This window comes from Pacificimonas pallii (genome assembly GCF_019204005.1).
Lineage (GTDB): Bacteria > Pseudomonadota > Alphaproteobacteria > Sphingomonadales > Sphingomonadaceae > Pacificimonas > Pacificimonas pallii.
The window spans coordinates 566,609-583,691 of sequence record NZ_JAGSPA010000002.1 but is presented as its reverse complement, the minus strand read 5'-3'; the positions used below and the strand labels follow the sequence as shown (position 1 = coordinate 583,691).

Genomic DNA, 17,083 nt, shown 5'->3' with positions numbered 1-17,083 from the left:
CGCAGTAGCCGGGCGGGGAAGGTCGCCGCAGTTTGGTGACCTTACGGAAAGGAAATTCATGACCAAGCTTACGGGTGGAAACACGGGTTCGGGAGACGGGTCCGGCAGTGATTCCAAAAATACGCTATACTGCTCGTTCTGCGGAAAATCGCAGCATGAAGTCCGCAAACTGATTGCGGGGCCGACGGTTTTCATCTGCGATGAATGCGTCGAACTGTGCAACGACATCATCCGCGAAGAGACGAAATCGAACCTTGTCGACAAGAGTTCCGACGGCGTTCCCACACCGCGCGAAATCTGCGACCTTCTCGATGATTATGTCATCGGACAGGACTTTGCGAAGCGCGTTCTCTCCGTCGCGGTGCACAATCATTACAAGCGGCTCGCGCATGGCGCGAAGGGCGCCGATATCGAACTGGCGAAATCCAATATTTTGCTGATCGGTCCCACCGGCTGCGGCAAAACACTGCTGGCGCAGACGCTCGCAAAGACATTCGATGTGCCGTTCACCATGGCCGATGCCACAACGCTGACCGAAGCGGGCTATGTCGGCGAGGATGTCGAGAATATTATCCTGAAGCTGTTGCAGGCGTCCGACTATAATGTCGAACGTGCGCAGCGCGGCATCGTCTATATCGACGAGATCGACAAGGTCAGCCGCAAGGCCGACAATCCGTCGATCACGCGCGACGTATCGGGCGAGGGTGTCCAGCAGGCCCTCCTCAAGATTATGGAGGGCACCACCGCCTCCGTCCCGCCGCAGGGCGGCCGTAAACATCCGCAGCAGGAATTTTTGCAGGTCGACACGACCAATATCCTGTTCATCTGTGGCGGCGCGTTTGCCGGTCTGGAACGGATCATCGCGGACAGATTGCAGGGCAAATCCATAGGCTTCGGCGCGCATGTTGCGGCGCCGGACGAACGCCGTACGGGTGAGGTGCTGCGCCAGATCGAGCCTGAGGATCTGCTGAAGCACGGCCTGATCCCCGAATTCGTCGGCCGCCTCCCCATTCTCGCGACGCTCGAGGATCTGGACCAGGATGCCCTGGTGACCATCCTGACCGAGCCGAAGAACGCGCTTGTGAAACAATATCAGAAGCTTTTCGATATCGAAGAGGTGAAGCTGAATTTCACAAAGGATGCGCTGTCGGCGGTCGCGAAAAAGGCGATTGCCCGGAAGACGGGCGCCCGCGGCCTGCGATCGATCATGGAGGGTATCCTGCTCGATACGATGTTCGACCTGCCATCCATGGACGGCGTCGACGAAATCCGCATCGACAAGGATGTGGTTGCCGGCACGAAGGATCCCATCAAGGTCTTTGCCAAAAAAGCGAAAAAAGTGGCGGATGACGCCGCGTAGAGCGGTTCATTCCTCAAAAGTGAACCTGGTTTGCACGAACAGGGCGGCGCGCCGTTGAGCACAGGAGCGGCCTGGCGCGCGCCGCTTTTTCTTTTGATATTGGCGGGCTGCGTCGGCGATACCATCGCCCCTGCGCCCTATATCATCGACCGCGGCGTGCTTGCCGCCCATGTCGCGTTTCTTGCCGACGACGCGCTGGAAGGCCGGTTGGCTGGATCGCCGGGAGACAGGGTGGCGACCGACTATATTGCGGGCGCTTTCGAACAGGCAGGGGCTGTTGCGCTGCCGGGCGGCATATCGGAGCAGATGGTGGCCACCGGAAAAGAACGCGTGTCGCGGAACGTCATGGCGATGGTCCCAGGCACCGACGTTCCCGGCGAATATGTCCTCTACATCGCGCACCATGACGGGCAGGGGCGCGGCGGCACGCTCTGCCTCGACGCCGCGCCGATCGATGACATCTGCAACAGCGCCGTCGACAATGCGAGCGGCGTCGCCGTCCTGATCGAACTTGCACGGCTATTCGCCAGACACCCGGCGAAACGTTCCCTTATTTTCCTGGCAAGCGCGGCGGAGGAGCAGGGATTGCGCGGCGCGCGGGCCTTCATCGCCGATCCACCGGTGCCGCTAGCGAATATCCGCGCCGTCATCGGCATGGACACGCTGGCGGGCCGGGGATACCGCCATCATGTCGCGCTTCTTGGCGAGGGACTGACGACATTGGACCCGCTGGCCGCACAGGCGGCCGCCGCGGACGGGCGCAGGCTGGTCAGATCGCGCGAATCGCGGGATTTCTACGACCGGTCGGATCATTTTCCGTTCGCTGAGGCGGGCATTCCGGCGGTGATGCTTTCCGGACTGTTCGATCCGGCGGACGGCGGCATCAATGCCACCCAATATATGCGACACCGTTATCACCGGGCCGGAGACGAAGCCGGGGCCGTCATAGACTGGTCGGGCGCGCAGGCGGACGCCGGACTTGTCCACCGATTTGGCCGGATGATCGCCGATGCGGCACAGGCCCCCGAATGGCGGCCGCATTCGCCCTATCAGCGCCCCTAGCGGCATCGCCGTCCTGATCGTATAAGGCGGCGCTCCCCCGATTCCCTTTGCCCAGGAGCAGCATCAGTGGTTCAGATTCGCGACGGTCTTACTTTCGATGACGTGCTGCTGGTGCCGATGGAATCCGGCCTTATGCCGTCCGAAGTGTCGCTGACGACGCAGCTGACCCGTGACATTGCCCTGAACATGCCGATCCTGTCGGCCGCCATGGACACGGTCACGGAATCGGACATGGCCATCGTCATGGCGCAGATGGGCGGCCTTGGCGTGCTGCACCGCAATCTGACGGTCGAGGAGCAGGCCGCCGCCGTGCGGGCGGTGAAGCGTTTCGAAAGCGGCATGGTGGTCAATCCCGTGACCATGCTGCCCGGCCAGACGCTGGGTGAAGCGCTGGAAACCATGGCCCGGTACAGGATCGGCGGCATTCCCGTTACCGAAGCGCCCTCGGGCGGCCTGCCTGGACGCCTTATCGGTATTCTGACCAATCGCGACGTGCGCTTCGCCGAAAATCACGATCAGCCGATCAGTGAACTGATGACCAGGGATGACCTTGCCACGGTGCATCCCGGCGTCAGTCACGAAGACGCGCGCCGCCTGCTGCACAAACGCCGGATCGAGAAGTTGCTGGTGGTCGACGACGACTTCAGACTGCTTGGCCTGATCACCGTGAAAGACATTGAAAAGGCCGTGAACTACCCGGCCGCGACGAAAGATAGCGCGGGCCGTCTGCGCGTGGCGGCGGCGACGACGGTGGGCGATGCCGGCTTTGAACGGACAGAGGCGCTGATCGATGCCGAATGCGATGTCATCGTGGTCGATACCGCGCATGGCCACTCGGTTCGCGTGGCGGAGGCCGTTTCGCGCATCAAGAAGCTCTCGAACGACGTTCAGATCATCGCTGGCAATGTCGCGACCGGGGATGCCGCGCTGGCTCTGATCGATGCGGGCGCCGACTGCATCAAGGTGGGTATCGGGCCGGGGTCGATCTGTACAACGCGGATCGTTGCCGGTGTTGGCGTGCCGCAGTTCACGGCGATCGTCGATGCGTCGGAAGCGGCGGCCAGGCGCGGTGTTCCGGTCATTGCCGACGGCGGCATCCGCACGTCGGGCGACGTCGCGAAGGCCATTGCTGGCGGCGCCGCTGCCGCGATGGTGGGGTCCCTATTGGCGGGTACCGAGGAAGCCCCGGGAGAAACATTTCTTTATCAAGGACGTAGTTACAAGAGTTATCGCGGTATGGGAAGCGTTGGCGCGATGGCCCGCGGTTCCGCCGACCGCTATTTTCAGCAGGACATCAAAGACCATATGAAGCTGGTGCCGGAAGGGATCGAGGGCCAGGTTCCCTATAAGGGCGCTGCGAAGGATATTCTTCACCAGCTCGCCGGGGGCGTGAAGGCCGCGATGGGCTATACGGGCTCTGCAACGATCGAGGATTTTCAGAGCCGTGCACAGTTCGTCCAGATCACAGGTGCGGGACTGCGCGAAAGCCATGTGCATGATGTTGCGATTACGCGCGAAGCCCCTAACTATCCGACCCGCTAGTCCGCGCGGAACGGAAGGCGGCGCATGACGCCTGGCGCACGGGTCGCCGCGGCCATCGAAATTCTGGACGACGTCATCACGTCAGCGCGGGAGGGCGGTGCGGCCGCCGATGTGCTGATCGCAAGATATTTCAAAACAAGACGTTATGCCGGATCAAAGGACCGGCGTGCCGTTCGGGAGATCGTCTATGACTGCATTCGCGGCCTGGATGAAATCCCCGCAAATGGCCGGGCAGCGATCATGGGCGCGCAGCCATCCGATACGCTGCTTTTCACAGGCGACGGCCATGCGCCCGCGCCAGTTGACCCCAGCGAGACGCCGGCGACCCGCGGACTGGCGCCGCAATGGCTGCGTGCGCGGCTAGGCGAGCGTGCCGACGCCGACCTCCTGATGCGGGCCGGTATCGACCTTCGCGTGAACGCGCTGAAGGCGGAGCCGGATCAATTGCTGCATCTGGGCAGCCGGATCGACGGGTTTCCGCACGCGCTCGCCGGTGCCCCCGCCGATATATCCCGCCGCCCCGAATATCTGTCGGGGCTGGTCGAGGTGCAGGACCGCGGCAGCCAGCGCATCGCCGCCATATGCGCGGCAAGCGCGGGCATGACCGTTGTCGACCTCTGCGCAGGCGGCGGCGGCAAGGCGCTCGCCCTGGCAGCGGACATGCGGAATGACGGCGTACTGCTCGCCAGTGACACCGACTGGCGGCGGCTTGGCGAGCTACCGGCCAGAGCGGAACGTGCGGGCGCCTCGATAATTGCGCCGATACGTCTGGATCCGGGGGCGGAGATCGAGGCGCTTGCGCAATGGCGGGGCCGCGCCGATATCGTGTTGGTGGACGCCCCCTGTTCCGGCACCGGAACGTGGCGGCGTAACCCAGAGGCGAAATGGCGGCTGACGGCAGACCGTCTTTCGCAGCTAACGATTCTGCAGGCGCGGCTCATGCATGTGGCCGCAGCGCTGGTAAAACCCGGCGGCGCGCTGATCTACGCCGTGTGCAGCCTGCTTCCAGAAGAAGGCAGCGCACAAGCCGATGGGTTTGATTCGAGTGGGTTTTCGGAAGTCAGCCGTAAACTCCTCACGCCCAAAACGGACGGCAGTGACGGTTTCTTCATCGCACGTTTCGAAAAGGCATGTTAGGTTCCGGGTCAAGGATGGAGAAGTTCATGAACAAAACGGTATTCGTCGCCGCGCTCGCCGCTGCCGTAGCCGGTGTGTCGACAGTCGCCTGGTGCGATACGGCGGAGCCGCGCATTGCGCCCCAGTCCATATCGCTGACCAAGGCCGGTGAGGGCCTGCTCAACGCGCGCGATGCCGAAGGTGCGATCCGCCAGTTCGAGACCGCGCTTGCGGTCGATCCCAAAAATGTGCGCGCCTATATCGGCATGGCCCGCGCGCATGACATGCTCGGCCTGCCGGGCAGGGCAGTCAAATTCTACCGCGAAGGCCTGACGATCGATCCCGCGAACCTGACGGCGCTTGAGGAGCAGGGCGAAGCGCTGGTCGATCGCGGCGCGGTGGCCCGCGCGGAAAAGAATCTGGAGCGCATTCGCGACCTGTGCGCCCGGGAATGCGCACAGGCGGAACGGCTTGCCGCCGTCATCGCCTCCGGTCCGCCTGCTATCGAAAGCGCCGAGAGCGTTGCCAAGGCCGAGACGCTGCCTGTGAAGAATTAGGCGACGGCAGGGCGATGGTTCACGCCTTGCACCCCGCGATCAGCGCGTCGACGACATTCGGGTCAGCCAGTGTCGACGTATCGCCAAGGCTGTCGGATTCGCCGCCGGCGATTTTCCGCAGGATACGCCGCATGATCTTGCCAGAGCGCGTTTTCGGCAGGGCCGCGGTCAGGTGAATATGATCCGGCGTCGCAACCGGTCCGATCTCCTTGCGAACATGCGCGCGCAGTTCCGCCTCCAGCTCTGACGTCATGGCCACACCGGCATTGGGTGTGACATAGCAATATATGCCTTGCCCCTTGATATCATGAGGATATCCCACGACAGCGGCCTCTGCGACGTCGCCGTGCAACACGAGCGCGCTTTCGACTTCGGCAGTGCCCATGCGATGCCCACTGACATTGATGACATCGTCGACGCGCCCGGTAATGCGGTAATAGCCGTCCGCGTCGCGCTTCGCGCCGTCACCGGTGAAATAGAGCCCCTCATAGGTACTGAAATAGGTCTGGTGAAAGCGCGCATGATCGCCATAAACGCTACGCGCCTGTCCCGGCCAGCTTTCGGAAATACATAGATTTCCTTCCGCCTCGCCATCGAGCGGCCTGCCGTCATTATCGACGATCAGCGGCTTTACGCCGAACATGGGCAGACCCGCCCACCCAGGTTTCATGTCATGGGCGCCGGGCAGGGTGGTCAGCATAATACCGCCGGTTTCCGTCTGCCACCATGTATCGACGACCGGCACCTGTCCGTCGCCGACGACGCGGTGGTACCAGCGCCAGGCCTCCGGATTGATCGGCTCACCCACCGTGCCCAGGATACGCAGTGACGAGCGGTCATGTTTCGTTACCGGCGCATCGCCTTCACGCATCAGCGCGCGAATGGCGGTGGGGGCGGTATAAAGGATGGACACTTTGTGCTTCTCGACGATCTGCCAGAAGCGGCTTTCGTCTGGATGATTGGGAACGCCCTCGAATATCAGCTGCGTCGCGCCATTGGCGAGCGGCCCGTAGGCGACATAGGAATGTCCGGTGATCCAGCCGACATCGGCCGTGCAGAAGAACAGATCGTCCTCGCGATAATCGAAGGCATGGGCGAAGGTCGACGCCGTCCACACCATGTAGCCGCCCGTCGTATGGACGACGCCCTTCGGCTTTCCCGTCGAACCCGAGGTATAGAGAATGAACAGCGGGTCCTCCGCGTTCATCGGCGCGCAGGGGCAGTCATCGTCGACGCTTTCCAGCGCCTCATGATACCAGCGGTCCCGGCCCGGCGTCATGGTCACAGGCTCGCCAGTGACGCGAACGACAAGGACAGCGTCAGCGGATGGACCACCATCAAGCGCGGCGTCGACATTGGCTTTCAGGGCAATGGACTTGCCGCCGCGGCGGCCCGCATCGGCAGTGATGACGAAACGGCTATCGCAGCCCTCGATGCGGCCCCGCAATGCCTCTGGCGAAAATCCTCCGAAAACAACGCTATGCACGGCGCCGATGCGGGCGCATGCGAGCATTGCGTAGACCGCCTCCGCTATCATGGGCATATAGATTGTGACGCGGTCGCCGCGCGAAACGCCCATCTCTTTCAGGACATTCGCAAAGCGGGCCACGTCGGATTTCAGCGTGCGATAGTCGATCCGGCGAACCGCGGCATCGGGATCGTCAGGCTCTGAAATGATCGCCATGCGGTCGGGCGTCGCAATGGCATGGCGGTCGACGCAGTTCCAGCACGCGTTTAGCTGGCCGTCCTCGAACCATTTGATGTCGACCTTGGGCGCGAATTTCCAGTTTCCGGCGACCGTCGGTTTTTTCATCCAGTCGATACGCCCAGCCTGTGACAGCCAGAACGCCTCGCTTTCATCGAGAGAGCGCGCATAGGCCGTCCGATATTGTTCGGCGGTGCAGCTGGCATCTGCCTTTGCGGTGGCCGGAACCGGAACAATCGTCGTATCGTCCATGATCATCTCCTCATTTTCCCGCTTAGCTATGCGACAAGCCGCGTGGGAAGGGCCAGAGGAAAATCCTGGGGGTCGACGGTTTCCTGGATATTATTTTACATAATATTTATTATCGTTCTTTCTGTATGTCGCATCAGTGTGGATTGTCCCACTCTTCCTGATCTGGTCCGGCCGTCCCCGTTACCTGCGGCCGCCGCTGGCGACGGCCGCAGGTGTGAACACGGTTCTAGACGGAGTCTGGCTTGCCATCACCGTCATTGTCATAGGCGTCGGGCTTGCCGTCGCCATCGGTGTCCCAGGTATCGGCACGGCCATCGCCGCGCTGGTCCCAGGCATCCATTACACCGTCGCCATCCGTGTCGATCGTTGCCGGAGGCAACGCGGCCGATTCCATGGCCGCGGCGGGCTCCACGGGTGCACCTTCGTCCTGTGCGAATGCGGGGCCGGAAAAAAGAGCGGCACCGATGATCGCTGTTACGAGCTTGGAATTACGCATGATAATCATACCTTTGCTACGCCCCCAGCGTCCCTAAGATCGGCTTACCGGCAGCAAAAGCCACCCATGAAGCGACGAACAGGACGGCGTCCGCGATGAGCGCAATCCGGCATTCATTCCGCCTTATGCATCCGACATTCCGCCGCAGGCGTAACGCAACCGATGCCCTCAAAGCGGGTGGATCATCGGCATGGATATGGACATGGATATGGGCGGGGCGTTTACTTTCCGGCGCCGATATCGGACAGCATTGCCGATCACCACCGATGTGCGGACCTGAATTGATGACCGACAGCAGCCTGCCCCGCGAAATCCAGCGCCTGCGCGCCATCATGGCGTCACTTCGTGATCCCAAGACCGGCTGTCCCTGGGATATCGAGCAGGATTTCAAAAGCATAGCGCCCTATACGATCGAGGAGGCCTATGAAGTCGCAGACGCGATAGAGCGTGAGGATATGGGCGAACTTCGCGGAGAACTTGGCGATCTGCTGCTACAGGTCGTCTATCATTCACAGATGGCCGAAGAAGCGGGCGCGTTCGACCTGACCGAGGTGGTCAGGGGGATATCGGACAAGATGGTCGCCCGGCATCCGCATGTATTCGGTGACGCGGATGTGCGGACCGCAGAGGCTCAGACATCGGCGTGGGAGATGATGAAGGCGCAGGAGCGCGGCGATGCCGGTGCGCTTGGCGGTGTCGCCCTCGCCCTGCCCGCGCTGATGCGTGCGGCGAAACTGCAGAAACGAGCCTCGCGGGTGGGGTTCGACTGGCCCGACAGCGAGGGGCCGAAGGCAAAGATTTCCGAAGAGTTGCAGGAGCTTGAAGCTGCCGAGGGAGAGGCCGAACGGCTTCACGAAGCGGGAGATCTGCTGTTTTCGGTCGTCAACCTGCTGCGGCATATGAACATCGACCCGGAAGTCGCCCTAAGACAGGCAAATTCACGTTTCGAAACGCGCTTTCAATATGTCGAGGAGAATAGCGCAAAACCGCTGAAGGATCATACGATCACGGAACTTGAAGACTATTGGCAGGCCGCAAAGTCCGCCGAACGGAACGGAAGACCGTAGCGCGAACGTGCCTAGGCCGCCATCGCTGCGAAACGGGCGTGGTCGACAGGCGCAAGGCGGACACGCATGCGCATCGTCTCTCCGTCAAGCTGGCGGTCAAGGACGCGTCCATGCGCCTCAAGCCACGCCAGGCCCCGCCCGTCGGTCACTGGTACGTCAAGATCATAGACGCTGGATGATTCGAGCAGGATTGCGGCGGCCTTTTCGCGAAACGCCTCGACACCCTCGCCCGTGGTCGCCGACACCGGGATGTGAAACGCATCGGCGCGCAGGCCGTCCCGCCGATCCTCGTCCAGCAGGTCCAGCTTGTTGAGCACCTCGATAATGGGCACGTCCCCGTCCCGCTCAATGCCTAGCTCGGCAAGCACGTCATAGACGTCGTCCGACTGCGCCTGACTGTCAGGATGGGAAATATCGCGGACATGGACGATCAGGTCCGCCTCAAGCACTTCCTCAAGGGTCGCCCGAAACGCGGCCACCAGCTGGGTCGGCAGCTCGGAGATGAAGCCCACGGTATCCGACATGATCACCTTGTCGATGCCCGGCAGCTCAACGGCGCGCATGGTGGGATCCAGTGTCGCGAACAGAAGATCACGTGCCATCACATCCGCGCCCGTCAGGCGATTGAAAAGTGTCGACTTTCCCGCGTTCGTATAGCCGACGAGCGCGACAATCGGATAGGGCGCCCTCTGTCGGCGTTCGCGGTGCAGCGTGCGCGTGCGCGTCACGCTTTCCAGCGCGCGGCGTATCTTTGCCATGCGGTCGCGAATCAGGCGGCGATCGGTTTCGATCTGCGTTTCACCCGGGCCGCCCAGAAAACCGAAACCGCCGCGCTGGCGCTCCAGATGAGTCCAGGACCGGACCAGGCGACTTGCCTGATATTCCAGATGCGCGAGCTCCACCTGCAACCGGCCTTCATGCGTCGCCGCGCGTTCACCGAAGATTTCGAGGATCAGCCCGGTACGGTCGATGATCTTGACGCCGGTATCGCGTTCGAGATTCCGCTGTTGCAGCGGGCTGAGCGCGCCATCGATGACGATCAGTTCCGCATCGCTGGCCGCGGCGGACGCCCTCAGCATCTCGACCTGTCCGGATCCGAACAACGTCGCCGGACGCGGCGCGCGGACGCGGATGACCTCGGAATCGACGACGTTCAGGGCGATTGCCTGCGACAGGCTGACCGCCTCTTCCAGCCGCGCCCCAGGCTCACGGGGATTACCCGAACGGCTAAGCTCCGGCAGGATCACGAGCGCGCGCGCCCCGTAATTTCTGCCACTTACCTCTTCCGTGATTGTGCTGATACTATTCCTCGTTTCGTTCCTCGGCCTCGAACAATTGCACGGGGCCGGACGGCATGATGGTGGAAATGGCGTGTTTGTAAACCAGCTGCGATTGCCCTTCGCGCCGAAGCAGCACGCAGAAATTATCGAACCAGGTCACATTCCCCTGAAGTTTCACACCGTTCACCAGAAATATCGTGACCGGATTCTTCGATTTCCGGATCGCGTTTAAAAAAACGTCCTGAAGATTATTCGTTTTGTCAGCCATGTCGGGCCGGCCCCTTCATTGCACATTGTTTTCTGCTTACAACGTAACGTGGCACTGCGGCATGTTAAGGTGCGGCGATCCGGCGCAGGTCATGTCGGCGCCCCCGAACAGCTAGTCCTTCCGTTCCTCATGCGCAGCGTCACCGAGCTGTAAAGCCTTAAGTTTTCTATGTAAAGCTGATCTCTCCATGCCGACAAAGGCCGCCGTCCGGCTGATATTACCCGAAAACCGCTTGATCTGCACACGCAGATATTCGCGCTCGAAGGATTCTCGTGCCTCCCGAAGCGGTGACCCCATGATCGATTTGCTGGAATCGCCGGACACAATGTCGGAGGCACCCTGCACAATTTCCTGGGGTAGCGCGCTGCTATCGAGCTCACGCACCGATTCGGGCGGCGCGAGGATAAGCACACGCTCGATCACATTGCGCAGCTGACGGATGTTGCCCGGCCATTCGTAACTTTGCAGCGCCGCGGCAGCGTCATCCGACAATGTGGGCGTCGGCAGGCCGCGTTCCGTAGCAAAGCGCGCCAGAAAATGATTGGCAAGCGGCAGGATATCTTCGCGCCTGTCCTCCAAAGACGGCATCGCGAGAGGAACGACCGCGAGCCGGTAGTAAAGATCCTCGCGGAATGTCTGTTCAGCGATCGCGATCGCCAGATCGCGCGAGGTCGATGAAATGACCCGGACATCAACCTGCACTGGGCGCGTCCCGTTCACACGCACAAAGACCTGGTCGGTCAGCACACGCAGGATCTTCCCCTGCGTCGTCAGCGGCATGTCCGCGACTTCATCCAGAAACAGCGTCCCGCCATGCGCCTGCTCGAAAAGGCCGACGCGGGTGCCATTGGCGCCGTCCTCGACGCCGAACAGTGCTTCCTCCACCCGGTCGGGATGCAGGCGGGCGCAGGACACCGTCACGAACGGGCCGGCCGCGCGCGCCGACTGGATGTGAAGCAGCCGCGCGGCAACCTCCTTACCAGAGCCGGGAGGGCCTTCGATCAATACACGGCTGCCGGTGGGTGCCACGCGTTTCAACGTGGCCCGCACATTGGCGAGCGCGGCGCTGTCGCCTGTCAGTTCGGTATCGACACCTGCCCGGCTGCGCAGCTCTTCATTCTCGCGCCGCAGTCGCTCCGTCTCGGTGGCGCGCGATATCGTCAGCAGCAGCGCATCGGCCTGGAACGGCTTTTCAATGAAATCATATGCGCCGCGCTTGATGGCGGCGACCGCGGTTTCGATATTGCCGTGGCCGGAAATGATAATCACCGGCAGCATGGGATCGCGCTGCTTGATCTCATCGAGAAGCTCGATGCCATCAAGCCGTGAGCCCTGCAGCCAGACGTCGAGGACAACGAGCGCAGGTCGGCGTTCCGTGATCGCCGCTATCGCATCGTCGCTGTTTCCGGCTGTGCGGGCCTCATAGCCCTCATCCTCAAGCACGCCGGCGACCAGATCGCGGATGTCTTTTTCATCATCGATAACCAGGATATCGAGCGCCATCGCGGATCAGCCCCGCGCTGCGACGAACGGGACGACCCGGTCGTCGCCTTCGTTTCGTTCGAGGCGTTCATGTAGTTGCTCGCGATCAAACATCATGCGCACGCACGTACCGCCGCCGTCCGCATTATGAAATGAAAGCGTGCCACAATGTTCCTCCACAATCTTGCTGACAATGGCGAGGCCAAGGCCGGTGCCCTTCGTTCTGGTCGTAACATAAGGCTCGGTTATGCGTTCACGCAAATCTTCGGGCATTCCGCGCCCATTATCGACGACTTCGATGCGTTGCAGATTGTCATCAGCGCTGAAGACGATGGCAATGAAGGGATCCTCGGCGGCATCAAACTCTTCGATCGCCTCCGCTGCATTTTTCAACAGGTTGGTGAACATCTGGCTCATCTGTCCGCGATCGCAGATCATCCGCGTATCTTCTTCTTGCGGATCGATATGGAACCGCACCGAGGGGTTCGCCACCTCCTGCATGAAGACGGCCTGACGCGCGAGCTCCGTGAGGTTTTCCTCATGAAATTCGGGCTTTGGCATTCGCGCGAATGAAGAGAACTCGTCGACCATACGGCGCAGGTCGCCCACCTGCCGTATGATTGTCTCCGTCAACTGGTCATAGGTCTCCCGGCCCTCTTGCACCTGCTTGCCGAACCGGCGCTGCAGGCGTTCGGCAGAGAGCTGAATGGGCGTGAGCGGGTTCTTGATTTCATGCGCGATGCGGCGCGCCACGTCCGCCCATGCCGCCCGGCGCTGGTCGGTCAGCTGCTGCGTGACGTCATCGAAAGTGAGCACGAAACCGTGGCCACCCGGCACGGCCCCTGCCCTTACCAGCAATGTCTTGACATGATCGAGATGATCGAGGCGGACCTGTCCCTGCGCAGCCGCGCCTTCGCCCGCGCGGGCCAGAAGCTCCGAAAATTCGGGGATCGCCGCGTGCAAAGGCTGGGTCATCAACGCCGCCTCCGGACGTCCCAGAAGCTCCTGAGCCGCTGCGGACACAAGAGCGATCCTGCCGCCCTGGTCAACCGAGATAATGCCGGCCGTCACGCCCTCAAGCACGGCTTCGATGAACTGTCGGCGCTCTTCCGCGGCGTTATTGGCAGCGACCAGGGCATCAGTCTGTGTCTCAAGCTGTGATGCCATGCGATTGAAACTATGGGCAAGAATACCCAGTTCGTCAGGGCTTCCCCGCACCGGCACGCGCGCGCCCAGATCGCCCTCGCCCAGCCTTTCGGCCGCGGCAGCCAACCGCGCGATCGGGGATGTCATGCGGTTCGCAAGCCATAGGGCGGAGAGGATGGCCGCGGCGAGCACCAAAAGCGCCACAACGCCCAGCATCAGGTTGAACCGCCATTGCAGGTCGCGGCTATTCGCCAGCAATGCGGAATATTCCGAACGCGCACTGGCGGCCCGGTCCGCCGCCTGAACGGCCGCCGGATCGACCGTGCGGCTGGCATATAGGTAGATCTCGTCGCGAAGATTGAGGCGAACGATGGCCTCGATCCGGTCGTCGCGGCCGCCGAGAATGGCGGTCTCTCCCGCCGCCGCGCGGGAGAGGTCAGCCATGACCAGCCGCTGTTCAAGAACGGCGGCCTGTCCAAGAACATCGTCGTCCCCGGCGAATGACAAGATCTGGTACCCGCCTGTCGCCTCTCCTTCGAAAACCACGGCTTCCGTCAGGTTTCGCGCTGCCAGCTGCCAGCGAACGCCGTCCAGAAACAATTGGTCGTCTATGCCATATTCGCGCGCATAACCGTCAAGATCGCCGCCCATCGCGACGATATCGCCGACAATGCGCTGGCGGTTTTCCTCCACATAGGCCTGGGCCACCTCCTCCGCATTGCGAAGGACGGTCTGGGCACGGTCGGAAAACCAGAATTGCGTCCCCGACTGGAACAAGAGCGAGGCGAAGGTCACGACCAGTATCGTCGGTACCGCGGCCAGGCCGGCGAACAGCCCGACGAGGCGGACGTGCATCCGCGCGCCCTTCAATCCCCGGCGCCGCTCCAGCCACAGGACGGCGAGGCGCCGCGCGATCAGGATGATCAGCCCCATGAGCGGCAGGATGACGGCGATGAGCAGCAAGGTACGGAGCAGCGGGCCCATCGCGCCCGTCTCCACCTGCCCCGTCAGCATGAGATAGCCGATGATACCGCTTGCAATCGCAAGCACGCCCATGAGCAGTTCGAGACGCGGGTAAATTTCCACGCGCCCGCTCAGCCGGCTCAGCCGCCGACGGATCCGCTGGCCGCGGTCAGTGAGGGAGAGCGGGGTACCGGCCATTGCATATCCGAATAGGACGGCGCGGCATAACGCGCAAATCTGCGAACGCGACTGTCAGGCCGCCAGACCCAGATATCCAAGCTGTCCCGCCTTGAATATCGTCTGGCTGCGATTGACCGCATCCAGTTTTTCGCCGGCATTCTGAATGTGGAACCGGACAGTGGCGTGACTGCGCGACAGGATCATGCTGATTTCCTTGTCGGTCTTGCCGATCGAGGCCCAGCGCAGACACTCGACTTCCCGCTTTGTCAGCTGGCAATCGGCTGGCAGCCACTGCCGCTTGCGCGTGACCTTCTGATACCCTGCGATCATCCGATGCGCATAGACGCTCAGCTCATCGGCATGCGCGGCGAACTCCTTCGACAGATCGGTTTTTTCCTGATCCAACGGTCCGAACAGCAGCGCTCCGATGACTCCAAAGGGCAGATGAATGGGAATCGCGACCGCGGCGGAGCATTGCGCTCGTTTCACGAAGTTGTTCGTGTCGATATCGTCAAGGTACGGATTGTGCTGCGCGGTGTGAAAGCCGCTCTCATTCGCCCAGAAGGGTTCGCTTTCATATCGGCAGGCCCGGTGCACCGGGGAATGAAGCGCGATGCGGCTGTCCTCCCAGCCCTGCTCGATCTCTTCGGAAAACCCGAACACACTGAGCGCCAGAACGTCGCCATCCGCCGCAACCATGGGCGCTTTTGAGGCGATGTTCGCCGTGGGAATAAACCACCAGCCCGGCAGGCGCGCCGTGCATTCGGCATGAAGCGCGATCGCTGCGGGCCGCACATCCTCCTGGCTGCGAACCGAAACTTTCTGAATGACGTCCGACACTGTCGACATCGCTATTTGCCTCCCCAGGCTTAAAAATACTGTTGCGGGATCTGATGCCTTCATAAGGTTTGAGCACGACTCGTATCTCAATTCAAGCACGATACGAAGGCAGTGACACAAAGGCACATGGCGATGCCGTCACCACACGACTATTGATCTGATCCCGGCCGCGGCCTTAGGCGTAGGGGACAACCACACCTCATGTCGTAGGAAATGATATGCGATCTGCGCCCGTTCTTTCGAAAGGCCTGCTTGTGGGGGCCCTGGCCCTGCTCGCTTCGGCATGTGCTACAACCGGTCAGAACCGGTCGCCGGAGACTGCCGAAATGCCTGAGCCGCCGCCGCCCGTGGCCGCGGAAGACGGATTTGACGAAGCCGAGGTCATCGCGGCGGCCGAAGGTGTTTTCGGCAAGGGTGCCGAAGGTCTTGCCAAGCTGATCGAGGACATTGTCAACGATCGCGGTCGTCCCAATGCATATATTGTCGGCCGCGAAGGATCGGGCGCCGTCGGTGTTGGTCTGCGCTACGGCGCTGGCACCCTTTATCACCGGGTCGAAGGCAATAGGGAAGTGCACTGGTCCGGCCCTTCGATCGGCTTTGACGTCGGCGGTGACGCGAACCGGGTATTCACGCTCATCTATGGCCTTTATGATACCGAGGACCTTTTCCGGCGCTATCCGGCGGTTGAGGGCAAGGTTTACGTGGTTGGCGGATTTACCGCGAACTACCTGCAGCGCGAGAATGTCGCGGTCGTTCCCGTCAAACTCGGCGTCGGCTGGCGTGTCGGGGCGAATGTCGGCTATCTGAAATTCTCGAAAAGGCGAAACATCGTCCCGTTCTAGCTGCTATGAAATCGCATCAAGATACAGTTCCATCTGAGAAGCGGTTCGATCGGTGATCGTCACGAAGTGACGCCGACCGTCGAGCGGATCGGGTTGCCGCTCCAGTGCCCCGGCTTCTGTCAGCGCCTTGATCCAGCGTAAACCGGTCGTGGTCGGCACCGCCGCCGCGATGCACAGGCTGCTGATCGACACCGGCGTGCCCTCGTGACGCGCCGCGGAAAGGTCGAGCAATATGTCCCAGGCCGGGTCCGCGAACAGATCGGGCGGAAAGAAGTCCGCCCTTGCCCGGCGCCTGCGTATGATCCTGCGCAGCAGGTGCGCGCTTTCGGCTGGAGACCGACCACTCCCGCCGCCGCTTTCCCGGTCATTTTCAGAGTTCTGAACGAGGGTCGACAGCGCCTTTGCGATGCGCTCAACCTCACCGCGCAAGCTGTCGAGATCGACTTGTCCCTCGCGCCGTATGCGTTCAGCTACACGATCAGAAAGTTCGATCGGCTGGAGCGCCGCCATCAATCCCTCCCTCTGTTCAGGCCAGACCAAAAATTCGATCCCCGGAACATCCAGAAGGGGTGCAATTCCGTCCAGTAAAGGTGCATCCAGAACGGCAATAATGCGAGTGCGGGCCGCAAGCGCGGCGAACGTATCTCGAATTGTATTCAATCCTCTTTCCGCCAGCGTTTCATCAATATCGACAAATAGGGGGGAGCCACCGACGATCGGACGCGTGTCCGCCCCTGCGAACAGGAGTTTATGGTCGATCGTGCTGTATCCGATTTCCCAATCCGTCAGGATCTCCGCGAATTCGCGAACGCGGTCGCCGGAAAGCGCGAGCTGCACGCGCGGACGATGGACGCCGTAATCTAGCGTAGTTTTCATCCAATATGGACCCGATCCTGTTTTTGATGGTCATAAGCATGAAAAATTG

General features: G+C 61.6%; 14 protein-coding genes and 1 pseudogene. 7 read left to right on the top strand and 8 right to left on the bottom strand.

Going from position 1 to position 17,083, the window contains the following annotated elements; all coding sequences use genetic code 11:
- The first annotated feature begins 58 nt into the window (after positions 1–58).
- The 5 genes from clpX (at position 59) to KCG44_RS07900 (ending at position 5,637) form a co-directional block, all read left to right on the top strand.
- Entirely contained in the window at positions 59–1,360 is a 1,302-nt protein-coding gene (gene clpX / locus KCG44_RS07920; RefSeq protein WP_218445411.1) for an ATP-dependent Clp protease ATP-binding subunit ClpX, read from the top strand.
- A 54-nt stretch (positions 1,361–1,414) separates the two neighbouring features.
- On the top strand, positions 1,415–2,422 hold the full coding sequence (locus KCG44_RS07915) for a M28 family peptidase (protein WP_218445409.1): 1,008 nt from the start codon (positions 1,415–1,417) through the stop codon (positions 2,420–2,422).
- Positions 2,423–2,488: 66 nt separating this feature from the next.
- The gene (guaB, locus tag KCG44_RS07910; RefSeq protein ID WP_218445406.1) at positions 2,489–3,964 is read left to right on the top strand and encodes an IMP dehydrogenase; all 1,476 of its coding nucleotides are present in this window, start codon (positions 2,489–2,491) and stop codon (positions 3,962–3,964) included.
- Positions 3,965–3,988: 24 nt separating this feature from the next.
- On the top strand, positions 3,989–5,101 hold the full coding sequence (locus KCG44_RS07905; RefSeq protein ID WP_218445404.1) for an RsmB/NOP family class I SAM-dependent RNA methyltransferase: 1,113 nt from the start codon (positions 3,989–3,991) through the stop codon (positions 5,099–5,101).
- A 26-nt stretch (positions 5,102–5,127) separates the two neighbouring features.
- Positions 5,128–5,637, top strand: a complete 510-nt coding sequence (locus KCG44_RS07900; RefSeq protein WP_218445403.1) for a tetratricopeptide repeat protein — start codon at positions 5,128–5,130, stop codon at positions 5,635–5,637.
- Between the two features lie 19 nt (positions 5,638–5,656).
- Here KCG44_RS07900 and acs read toward each other — a convergent pair whose 3' ends face one another.
- Positions 5,657–7,594 carry an acetate--CoA ligase gene (gene acs, locus KCG44_RS07895; protein ID WP_255536396.1) on the bottom strand — a complete coding sequence of 646 codons (1,938 nt, stop codon included), beginning with the start codon at positions 7,592–7,594 and terminating at the stop codon, positions 5,657–5,659.
- A gap of 226 nt (positions 7,595–7,820) precedes the next feature.
- Complete coding sequence (locus KCG44_RS07890; RefSeq protein WP_218445401.1) at positions 7,821–8,090, bottom strand: hypothetical protein; 270 nt, start codon at positions 8,088–8,090, stop codon at positions 7,821–7,823.
- Between the two features lie 284 nt (positions 8,091–8,374).
- On the opposite strand from KCG44_RS07890, the gene mazG reads away from it, so the two are divergent.
- A complete protein-coding gene (gene mazG / locus KCG44_RS07885; protein ID WP_218445400.1) occupies positions 8,375–9,157 on the top strand; it encodes a nucleoside triphosphate pyrophosphohydrolase in 783 nt (260 codons plus the stop codon).
- 11 nt (positions 9,158–9,168) lie between these two features.
- On the opposite strand, the gene hflX is transcribed toward mazG, so the two are convergent.
- The 5 genes and pseudogenes from hflX to KCG44_RS07860 all read right to left on the bottom strand — a co-directional run bounded on the left by hflX (position 9,169) and on the right by KCG44_RS07860 (position 15,325).
- Positions 9,169–10,404: a GTPase HflX gene (gene hflX / locus KCG44_RS07880; RefSeq protein WP_500797176.1), complete on the bottom strand. Its 1,236-nt coding sequence runs from the start codon at positions 10,402–10,404 to the stop codon at positions 9,169–9,171.
- A gap of 61 nt (positions 10,405–10,465) precedes the next feature.
- Positions 10,466–10,705 (bottom strand): annotated as a pseudogene (hfq, locus tag KCG44_RS07875) (RNA chaperone Hfq); the annotation flags it as partial.
- A 111-nt stretch (positions 10,706–10,816) separates the two neighbouring features.
- Positions 10,817–12,208: a nitrogen assimilation response regulator NtrX gene (gene ntrX, locus KCG44_RS07870; protein WP_218445397.1), complete on the bottom strand. Its 1,392-nt coding sequence runs from the start codon at positions 12,206–12,208 to the stop codon at positions 10,817–10,819.
- A 6-nt stretch (positions 12,209–12,214) separates the two neighbouring features.
- A complete protein-coding gene (locus tag KCG44_RS07865; protein ID WP_218445396.1) occupies positions 12,215–14,419 on the bottom strand; it encodes a sensor histidine kinase NtrY-like in 2,205 nt (734 codons plus the stop codon).
- Positions 14,420–14,548: 129 nt separating this feature from the next.
- Positions 14,549–15,325, bottom strand: coding sequence for a helix-turn-helix transcriptional regulator (locus KCG44_RS07860; protein ID WP_218445395.1), 777 nt, complete (start codon positions 15,323–15,325; stop codon positions 14,549–14,551).
- A 209-nt stretch (positions 15,326–15,534) separates the two neighbouring features.
- On the opposite strand from KCG44_RS07860, the gene KCG44_RS07855 reads away from it, so the two are divergent.
- The gene (locus KCG44_RS07855) at positions 15,535–16,158 is read left to right on the top strand and encodes a DUF1134 domain-containing protein (RefSeq protein WP_218445394.1); all 624 of its coding nucleotides are present in this window, start codon (positions 15,535–15,537) and stop codon (positions 16,156–16,158) included.
- 3 nt (positions 16,159–16,161) lie between these two features.
- Here the strand turns inward: KCG44_RS07855 and KCG44_RS07850 are convergent, their stop codons facing one another.
- Positions 16,162–17,034, bottom strand: coding sequence for a helix-turn-helix domain-containing protein (locus KCG44_RS07850; RefSeq protein WP_218445392.1), 873 nt, complete (start codon positions 17,032–17,034; stop codon positions 16,162–16,164).
- Between the last annotated feature and the right edge of the window lie 49 nt (positions 17,035–17,083).

Excerpts from the sequence above, each read along its gene's own strand:
- KCG44_RS07860 (WP_218445395.1), bottom strand. The coding sequence starts at position 15,325 with ATGTCGACAGTGTCGGACGTCATTCAGAAAGTTTCGGTTCGCAGCCAG.
- KCG44_RS07855 (WP_218445394.1), top strand. The coding sequence starts at position 15,535 with ATGCGATCTGCGCCCGTTCTTTCGAAAGGCCTGCTTGTGGGGGCCCTG.
- mazG (WP_218445400.1), top strand. The coding sequence starts at position 8,375 with ATGACCGACAGCAGCCTGCCCCGCGAAATCCAGCGCCTGCGCGCCATC.
- KCG44_RS07900 (WP_218445403.1), top strand. The coding sequence starts at position 5,128 with ATGAACAAAACGGTATTCGTCGCCGCGCTCGCCGCTGCCGTAGCCGGT.
- ntrX (WP_218445397.1), bottom strand. The coding sequence starts at position 12,208 with ATGGCGCTCGATATCCTGGTTATCGATGATGAAAAAGACATCCGCGAT.
- KCG44_RS07850 (WP_218445392.1), bottom strand. The coding sequence starts at position 17,034 with ATGAAAACTACGCTAGATTACGGCGTCCATCGTCCGCGCGTGCAGCTC.
- clpX (WP_218445411.1), top strand. The coding sequence starts at position 59 with ATGACCAAGCTTACGGGTGGAAACACGGGTTCGGGAGACGGGTCCGGC.
- KCG44_RS07890 (WP_218445401.1), bottom strand. The coding sequence starts at position 8,090 with ATGCGTAATTCCAAGCTCGTAACAGCGATCATCGGTGCCGCTCTTTTT.
- acs (WP_255536396.1), bottom strand. The coding sequence starts at position 7,594 with ATGGACGATACGACGATTGTTCCGGTTCCGGCCACCGCAAAGGCAGAT.
- KCG44_RS07905 (WP_218445404.1), top strand. The coding sequence starts at position 3,989 with ATGACGCCTGGCGCACGGGTCGCCGCGGCCATCGAAATTCTGGACGAC.